Here is an 8,367-nt window from a genome sequence, read left to right as displayed (position 1 = left end):
AACGTGCGATTGCCCTGGGGATCGAATTGACACGTCAAGCCGATCGAGATGAGTTCGAGGAATCAGCCAGAGAACATCGATTTGAGGTATGTTCCGTGCCAGAATCAGTGATCGAGACGACCGGAGCGACAACCTACCCTAGGCTACTGGAACTGCAAGACGATTTGCCGATCGACATGATTTGGAGCGGGAGGCAAAGCATTCTAGACGATGGCGAGATTACACGAAGCACTGCGGCGAACCAGGTCCATGGCAGCAGGCCATTGATCCAATACGAATTATCTGGACTTAAACATCAGCGATCGGCGAGGCAAGTGGAGGTTGTTAGCGTCCTGGGGGGCATTCGGGTGCTTAGCTCCTCAAGGCATCTACCTGACGCGATCGACTTCTACCACTCGTACGTAGATCAACATGCGAGCGTCGAATAGATCGGTGCGTGTTTGCTGACGTCACGGGAAGCCTGGGAAATCTTCAAGAGGTAGATGTGCGTTTCAACCCTTCACCGAAAACGCCTGCACATCAGGAAGGTTGCCTTTCCAGTTGCACACGGCAACACCTTCAGAACATGAGAGCGATTCGAATGCCAGGAGTTGGAACGACGGTCCTCAAAAACCCTGATGACAACGTGGCGAAAGGCAACCAAGAGCTCAAACGTATTCTTGAGATTGGCGAACCGTACGATGGGACGAAGGACCGGTCGCCACGTCACTGCAATGAAAACTCAACCGCCGGTCCTCGGTGATCGGTCCCTTTATGCGTCGTATTTTCGGAGACGGTTATGCGAATCGGTTTGTTGATCTCTTTCGTCGTTTTTTTGTAATTGCGAGCAACGCATCGGCTCAGGATTCGAACGCTGAATCTCTTGCGCATCAAGTTGAGACGCTTAGTTAGGCTTAGGCTTGCCTAAGAACAGCCTGAGCGATTGCAAATCGAGTGTGAAGAATTGCGCAAAGAAAATGCATCGCTTAAGAACGAACAAGGACCGGACAACACGTCAACCGCTGACCAGTTTGCCGCCGGTGTTGTATGGGCCGGTGAAATCAAATCCAGCGAAAGCAAGGCGCGCCGTTGGGCGATTTCGATATCCAAGCGAGACGGTGATGGATTCGAGGGCGCTATGGCGTCGGAGCCTCCAAGCGGAGAAAAGGTCGAGGCCCCAGTAACTGGCCAAGCCCCCCGAAGTGGAAACGGATTAGTGGTAATCGAGTCCCCGATGATCGGACGAGCGAAAGTATTTATGCGTGGAACTCTTCGGAATGGCGCAGTGGCTTTCGTAGTTTCGGGAACTAGTCCCTTGGGCAAAAAAATTTTGGCTCAGCCACATTACTCACTATGAACTGACGCCTCATATCCATGGCGTGCACCAAAGGACGGCATGAGATAAACACAAGTGGAAAGCACACGGGGCGTCCTCGTTGACGACCGCCGTTAGACCTTTTTAAGTTGGAATGTCTCATGCACGGTCGTGTTATCCTGTGCTGTTTGATAGCTTCACTTACTTCCTGTTCACCGAGTGCGAGTCCGAATCGCGTGGTAACGACAGATGTTGCAGCTTTCTCGAATGATGTCAGCGGCAGTTCAATTCACAGCATCAACATTGGGTCGATCCCCAAGAAGTCAGTCCCGTTCGATGTTGGGAACGCTTCCATTACCGGAGAGCATCTCCACTTGGATGTGGATTACAGCGGAGTTTCCCCGGTGCACCGGACTGGAATTTGTCGCAGTGCCCCCTATCGGGATGCCGAAAACTTTTCCGAGGTATCTGTTGGCTCGCTTTTGATAACGGTGCATTCCATTGGCCGACTCTAGCGACCGACGGAAACTTCCCAACAGCAAAGTGGCGAAGATTGGCCCAGAGATCGTTCGATTGAGAAACGAAGGGTACACGTTCGAAGAAATCGCCAAGAGACTCAATATAACCGGGGGCACCGCCTCACGAGCGCACAAGCAATTCCGCCCCGCCGAGAATCGCAACGCTGACAACGAGGACAAGAACCTGGACACCGGCCCCAAAACGCCGCAAGATCTCTGAAGCAATGATTAACCGAAGTCGCGATCTTTTCACCGAAGGCTATCTCAGCCAACGAGCGATCGTCCTTCAGGTCGGCGAGCACCTCCATGGACCGTTCCCCACGAGGTAAGACGAATGCGGATTATGTAGCCACTATTTGATAATCGAGTGTCGATGGCGTCGGCGAGCATATTGGGGTTGGAAAGCGAGACGTATTTGGAATTCGAACTAGCCCTCAAAAAACCAAGCGTTGGGGCTTTCCACCGCACTCGCTTATTCACAGAAAGCTTGCGTTTTGTCCCCGCCTTCCCTACGATAGCGGCCTCCCCGCCCGTATAGCGTTCGCAGCGTCGCCCTGAACCCCATAAAGGAAACTCATGCGATTACCTAGAATTCAGCTCATTGGCAACAAACAACCGCATCGCCTATCGGCCAAGCGGAAGAGACGTGCCAACGGAAGTGGACCTAGATTGCGACATGAAAAACTGGAACAGAGGCAGCTATTGGCTGGTGATTTTGGCTTATCTCAATCGTACTTTCCCGATGCGATCGGTCCACAATCCGACGCCCAATTTGGCGACGTGGTGGCAGTCAATGCGCAGTACCGTGTGGTCTCGGCAACTGCCGCGAATATCGATGGGCGAAACTCGGTCGGTGAAGTCTACGTTTACAATAATGACGCGGCTGGAGAGCTGGTCGCGACGTTAAGGAATCCGGGCTCTTCGGGTGATTCTTTCGGCCAATCATTGGCGATTGATGGCACCACCGTTGCAGTCGGCGCCTCCCTCAATTCAGTCGATGCGTCGAACTCTGGCGTCGTCTACCTATACGACCTAGCCGATGGCTCGACACCGTCGCCAGCTACGATCGTGAATCCAACGCCATCGGCTGGCGATGTGTTTGGTGAAAACATCGCAATGCAGAATGGTGTGCTGGCCGTCTCATCACGACTTGATGACACCGTTGGCGCCAACTCTGGCGCAGTTTATTTGTACAATCTGAGCGATGGCGATACCTCTGTCGATGCGACAGTGACGAATCCGGGATCGCTTCGTTTTGGTTCGTCGATTGATTTGGATAACGATGTTTTAGCGATTGGTTCGCCACTGGATGGGCTGGACCCCGATCAACCATTTGGGCAACAAGATGTTGGCGCGGCATTTGTATACTCGACCGCCCAATTTCGATTTGATGGTTCATCGCCATCACTAGTTGGAACACTACGCCACCCCGATGCCGATCCCGAGGATGAAATTGGCCAAAAGACAGGTGGTTTGGTTCGCTTAAGCGAAGGCCGGCTGTTCCTAAACGCTACCAGCGTCCCGTCAAACGCTCCAGCGTCGGTAGTCCTCAATGTCTATGCGCTGACCGAAATCACCGCAGCCAGCCCTGGAAACGGACTGCTCGGCACGCTCGCCAACCCAGCTGGCAATACCAGCAGCAACGGGTTCCTTTCCGATGTTGCGGTTTCGGGGAACCGTGTATTGATCGGGGCCGACGGGGATGACACGTCTGCGACCAATACCGGGGCCGCTTACTTATTCACATTGAGTGAAACGAATTCCAGTAACTTCATCGAGTCAACGGTCAAGATCGACAATCCTGATCCACGCCGCAATGATCTGTTTGGTGATTCACTTGCGATTGATGGCGACTCAATCCTTATTGGATCGCCTGCGACCTCGGCATCGTCGAGCGATTTTGCAACAGGCCGAGCGTTTACCTTTGACGTTGTCGGCGGGAACGTCCAGCCCGGATCAAGCGTCGCGAACGCAACGCCGGCTACTGATGATGCTTATGGCACATCGATCGAAATGAACGGACAGTGGATGGTGATCGGCGTTCCTGGCGAGTCGAACGACTTGCAAGCCTCAGGTGCGGTCGAAGTTTACGATGTGTCGGGGCCGACCCCCGTGTTAGTCGAGCGGCTAAAAAGCCCGAGCCCTGTCCTTGGCGGCGTCTTTGGAACCTCAATGGACCTGGATGGAGATCGACTTGCAGTCGGTCAGCTCAGTAGCGAACAATCGACGGCATTTGTTTTTGAATTATCCAATGCGGGCGCGACCTTACTCGCAAACTTAGATAGCCCCGACGGTATCAGTAATGGCTACGGGCGATCGGTTGCAATGAGCGGTGATCGAGTTCTCGTCGGAGATTCACAAAAAGGAAACGCGTCCCTGTTCGACATCGGCAACCCCGAACCCATTTTGATCGACATTCTCGCCGATCCCGATGACGGGTCAAACCTATTTGGTTGGACCGCCGCCATGGACGGCGATCTGATCACCATCGGCGCATTTCGCGGCGATACAGACACAGCAGACTTTGCGGGCAAGACACACGTCTATCGTGTCGTGAATGATGACGCTGCCTTAATTCAGACCTTGACCTCGCCGGATCCGTCCGTTGCGAACGGCTACAGCAGCGGGTTGTCGGTTCAAGGCAATACAATCGTTGTCGGCGAACCAGGACGTGATTTAGATCCGACGGCGACGAACGACAACACCGGCAGCGTCTATGTCTATGAAGTGGTCGGAAATCAGGTTTCGCTTCGGCAATCCATTGAACAGATCGAGTCGTCCTACTTCGGCCAAAGCGTCGATTTGCACGACGGTCAACTGGCGATCGGTGCGGTTTTCGACCGACATACCGGTGTCTCCGGTGGACGAGCCTACATGTACGACCTAGTTGATGGTGAGTTCGTTGCCACTGCCGATTTTGACAATCCGACTGGGTTGGTCGGATCCGACTTTGGCAGCGCTATCGCGACGTGGGGGAATCGATTACTGGTGGCATCGCCAGGCGATTCGACTATCGGAAGCGACCAAGGTGCCGCTCATTTGTTTGAAGCGATCGATCCTCAATTGACGTTGACTAGAATCGACGGTGACTCGGCCATCGATGAAACCGATGGTGTCGCCCGATACCAACTAGAACGCAATGTTCACCTTGACACGCAGGTCACTGTGAATATCCAAGTCGAAGAATCCACCGTCCTAGAATCAGACAACAATCTTTCGTTTTCCCCCGGCCAAACCTCATTAATTTTTGAACTGCGAGCAATCGAGAACGAGATCCGCGAAACAGAAACTGACTGGGGATTTTCGATTGAGGTTGATGGCTATGTCTCGCTGAGTTCGTCGATCGAGGTGGTCGACAATGAACCAGAATTGCAACCGCTTTTATCGATCAGTCCGAACGCGATCAGTGAGTTGGATGGCACAGCAACAGCCACCGTCCAGCTCAACGCACTTTCGCGAACCGATTATGACGTCACGATTCGTGCAACCGCAGAGTTAGCAGGCCATGTCTCGATGCCGGCAACTGTTCACATCAGCGCACTGGAGTCGTCGGTGACCTTTGACATCGACGCGATTGATAACGACCTGCTCGATGGCGACAAAACAGGACTCATTGAATTGCTAGCTCAAGATGCAGTCGCCGCATCTAAGGAACTGACGATTCTTGACAACGAAGTTCCACCTCCCAACCAAGCCCCGACCATCGAGACGCTTGAAGGGCCAACGCTGGACAGCCCTACAACAGTTGGCGAGACGTTTACTTTGTCTGGTTCGTTCGCAGACACAAACTTAGATGATTCGCACTCGGTTCTGATCCAGTGGGGTGATGGCACCTCAACGTCGTTGACCGGCGATCAAATCGACCAGATTGGCGATACCTTCGCAATTGACCACCAATACGGTGTCGCCGGGTTCTACGATGTCTTGGTAACCGTAGACGACGGGACCGCTTCAACCACAGCGACGCTCCAAGCCGTCGTCGTTGGCATCTCGCTGCGTGATGATGGAACGCTAATCGTTGTCGGAACTGACGATTACGACCAGATTCGTCTGAAACGAAAAGGACCGAAACTGGAGATCCAGGCATCCTTCGCGGGCGGTCCCACGATTAAACAATCGTTTGCATGGTCCTCGGTCAACGTTGTTCATGTTTTCTCAAACGGTGGTGGAGACAAAATCAATGTCGACCGTAAAATCCGACAAAGCGTGATCGTTTTCGACTAACTCGGCTTGGATCAGCAGGGCGGATGAACGTCCACGAGGATACTCAAATTCGGCAATCTCGCATGGCAACTAAGCTGAAACATTAGGTCCGCTTGTAACTGCCGAATGTGGTCTGGACGCATCCTTTTGAATCAATCATCGCTGCAACCTCGCGCGAAGGCATCCAGCAGCGAGAGTGCCATCCGTTGGGTCGGCTTGGGCACGCAACTCAGCGATAGGCTGATCGATCACCGCAATGACCTTGGCGGTTCGAAGCTCTCGAACTCCTTGAATCGTTGACGGGTTCGCTTCGCAAACGTCCCGGTCGCCGACACACGAATAGGCGTGTCCACGTCATCCTCGAACTCAGCGATTGTCCCTGGATCGTCGCCTTAGATCCATCATGTCGGCGGGCGATCACGACTCCAGGACAACCGCGCGCAGTTGAGAACCAAGGCCCGAATGAAATTTCCAGGGGGCACTGGCCTTGAAAAAAAGCACCTCGCACCACCCGGCCCCATGCCCAACCACGCATGCTCCCAAAAGAGTGGACAGCGCTACGCCCACCCCCTCTAATAGGCCTGTCTAGCAATCGCAAACGCCCTGTTATCGCCGCATTCAACTTATCACCGCTCTCCACCGGTGAGTTTTGCTTCATTACCCGACTGACATGAAACGACCACCAAAGTTCGCCCTGTCTTCGCTGATGTTCGGTACCGGCTTCATTGCGATTGGCCTAGCAATCGTCATGAACTTTGGTGCGTTTGGATTGCTCCTTTCGGCGATCGCGACATTCGTGTTGCTGGTAATGTTGCTCGTCGCAGACTCAGTAATGACATTGCCCAAGCGATCAGTCGCGATCAGCAATCAACTTGTCACGCTTGCCGCGACATACTGCACAATCCTTGCCCTCTACTTCGCTTCATACGGGCCCGCAACTTGGCTACTTGCGTCCAACTATACACACGACTCGCAGCCGGAGATGCTTCGGGGTCTCCACTTCAAGCTCTACTCTCCGGTGACACGCTGCATCGTCGACTCTCCCGTTCAAACGATTCACGATGTCGGGGTGTCTTATCTAAAATGGTGGCTGCCCTCTGATGTCGACTTTCAGCACCATGGACGAAGCATTGGTTGGTATACCAAGTCGAAACTAAATCCATCCTTCGGTACCGTTGTCCACCTCGCCCCCCCTTGATACCCAGTAACGGATTAACATGTCGTGCAACGGAGCACGGCAGAGAACCTTTGCAAATGGAAACCGCGTTTGCCGCCGCCCGCACATCGCCACCGTTCATCGACAGAGGCACTCTCGCTCCATGCAATTCTCGTTGCGAACCGGACTGATCGTCGTGGGCTTCATCGGCATTGGGATTGCGTGGATGGTTGACCGCACCAAAATCGCTGGAGAACGCGATAGCATCCAACGTACGCTCGAACACGAACTACAACGTGGGCTGATTGCCGCCGAGTCTTGGGAAAAGCGTCGCCAGGAAGTCTCACGTATCGCGAACGGAGCGTCGCCGCCTGATATACCATTGCTGTTGTTTGCTCTCAGTGACCCCGACCGAATGGTTAGCCAGACGGCACTCAACGCCTTGGCGGAGCTTCGATTCACCCGTGCTGAACTGCAATCGGCATTTTCAAACGCCGACGCAGAGGCCGAAATGTTATTCTGGATTGCTGCTGCCAAAGAGGCACGAAAAAATAACAAAAGGCGGGATGAGTTTCTCGTTGAGCGGGAGCCGTCGCAGCCCGCATTCGGCACTGAGCCGGACGATCCTTTTGGTTTTGATTCATTCTTCACCGCGGACGCTGAAACCACCGAATGAAACGATAAACCATGACATGCACTGGAAGACGGCTTGCGTTTTTCTCGAAATAGAAAGTCTTTCGTCAGCCCCCGTGATGTCTAGCGTAATCCGACTGAAGTTGACACAGAACAGCGTGTGTAGCCAATCCGGCGTCCAGCCAAATTTCGACCAAATGTCTGTTAGAAACACGAATCCCTACGAGACGCCGACTGGCATTGAATCAGCCCCGTCAAAACCAATTGCGGCGACCGCGGTCTTTTTGCTCGCGTGTATTATGGTCGTGCTGTGCTGTATTGCATTTTGTTTCACCGTATTTTTTGGCGTTTTGCTAGCTCCTGATTTCAATAACCTTATCGTTCCGATGCTGATTTATTCACTGGCATACTTGGCCGGTAGTTCCGTGTTTGCGTATTCCGCGATTGTTTCCCGGCGGGGTCGATTGCGTTTAGGCTTTGCTGCGTTTCTATCTGGATTCATCGTGCTGTTTGGGATCAATGCCGTTGGTGATCGACTGCTGTGTAACCGTTCACCAGAACCG

6 protein-coding genes are annotated in these 8,367 nt (G+C 53.4%); all 6 read left to right on the top strand.

Annotated elements, in window-relative coordinates; translation table 11 throughout:
- A partial coding sequence (locus NB063_RS30365) for a hypothetical protein (RefSeq protein ID WP_250933268.1) occupies positions 1-428 on the top strand: 428 nt, incomplete at its 5' end.
- A 1,367-nt stretch (positions 429-1,795) separates the two neighbouring features.
- Positions 1,796-2,032 carry an RNA polymerase sigma factor sigma-70 region 4 domain-containing protein gene (locus NB063_RS30360; protein WP_250933266.1) on the top strand — a complete coding sequence of 79 codons (237 nt, stop codon included), beginning with the start codon at positions 1,796-1,798 and terminating at the stop codon, positions 2,030-2,032.
- Positions 2,033-2,388: 356 nt separating this feature from the next.
- Positions 2,389-6,036 carry a hypothetical protein gene (locus NB063_RS30355; RefSeq protein WP_250933264.1) on the top strand — a complete coding sequence of 1,216 codons (3,648 nt, stop codon included), beginning with the start codon at positions 2,389-2,391 and terminating at the stop codon, positions 6,034-6,036.
- Between the two features lie 649 nt (positions 6,037-6,685).
- On the top strand, positions 6,686-7,213 hold the full coding sequence (locus NB063_RS30350; protein WP_250933262.1) for a hypothetical protein: 528 nt from the start codon (positions 6,686-6,688) through the stop codon (positions 7,211-7,213).
- Between the two features lie 121 nt (positions 7,214-7,334).
- A complete protein-coding gene (locus tag NB063_RS30345; protein ID WP_250933260.1) occupies positions 7,335-7,847 on the top strand; it encodes a hypothetical protein in 513 nt (170 codons plus the stop codon).
- Positions 7,848-8,001: 154 nt separating this feature from the next.
- Positions 8,002-8,367, top strand: a 366-nt coding sequence (locus NB063_RS30340) for a hypothetical protein (protein ID WP_250933258.1), incomplete at its 3' end; no start/stop codon positions are given.

This window comes from Aporhodopirellula aestuarii, assembly GCF_023701485.1.
Classification (GTDB): domain Bacteria; phylum Planctomycetota; class Planctomycetia; order Pirellulales; family Pirellulaceae; genus Rhodopirellula; species Rhodopirellula aestuarii.
The sequence above is the reverse complement of the archived record's forward strand: the minus strand, read 5'-3'. Positions and strand labels throughout refer to the sequence as shown.

Bases quoted from the DNA above. Each gene is read 5' to 3' on its own strand.
- NB063_RS30355 (WP_250933264.1), top strand. From the start codon at position 2,389: ATGCGATTACCTAGAATTCAGCTCATTGGCAACAAACAACCGCATCGC.
- NB063_RS30345 (WP_250933260.1), top strand. From the start codon at position 7,335: ATGCAATTCTCGTTGCGAACCGGACTGATCGTCGTGGGCTTCATCGGC.
- NB063_RS30350 (WP_250933262.1), top strand. From the start codon at position 6,686: ATGAAACGACCACCAAAGTTCGCCCTGTCTTCGCTGATGTTCGGTACC.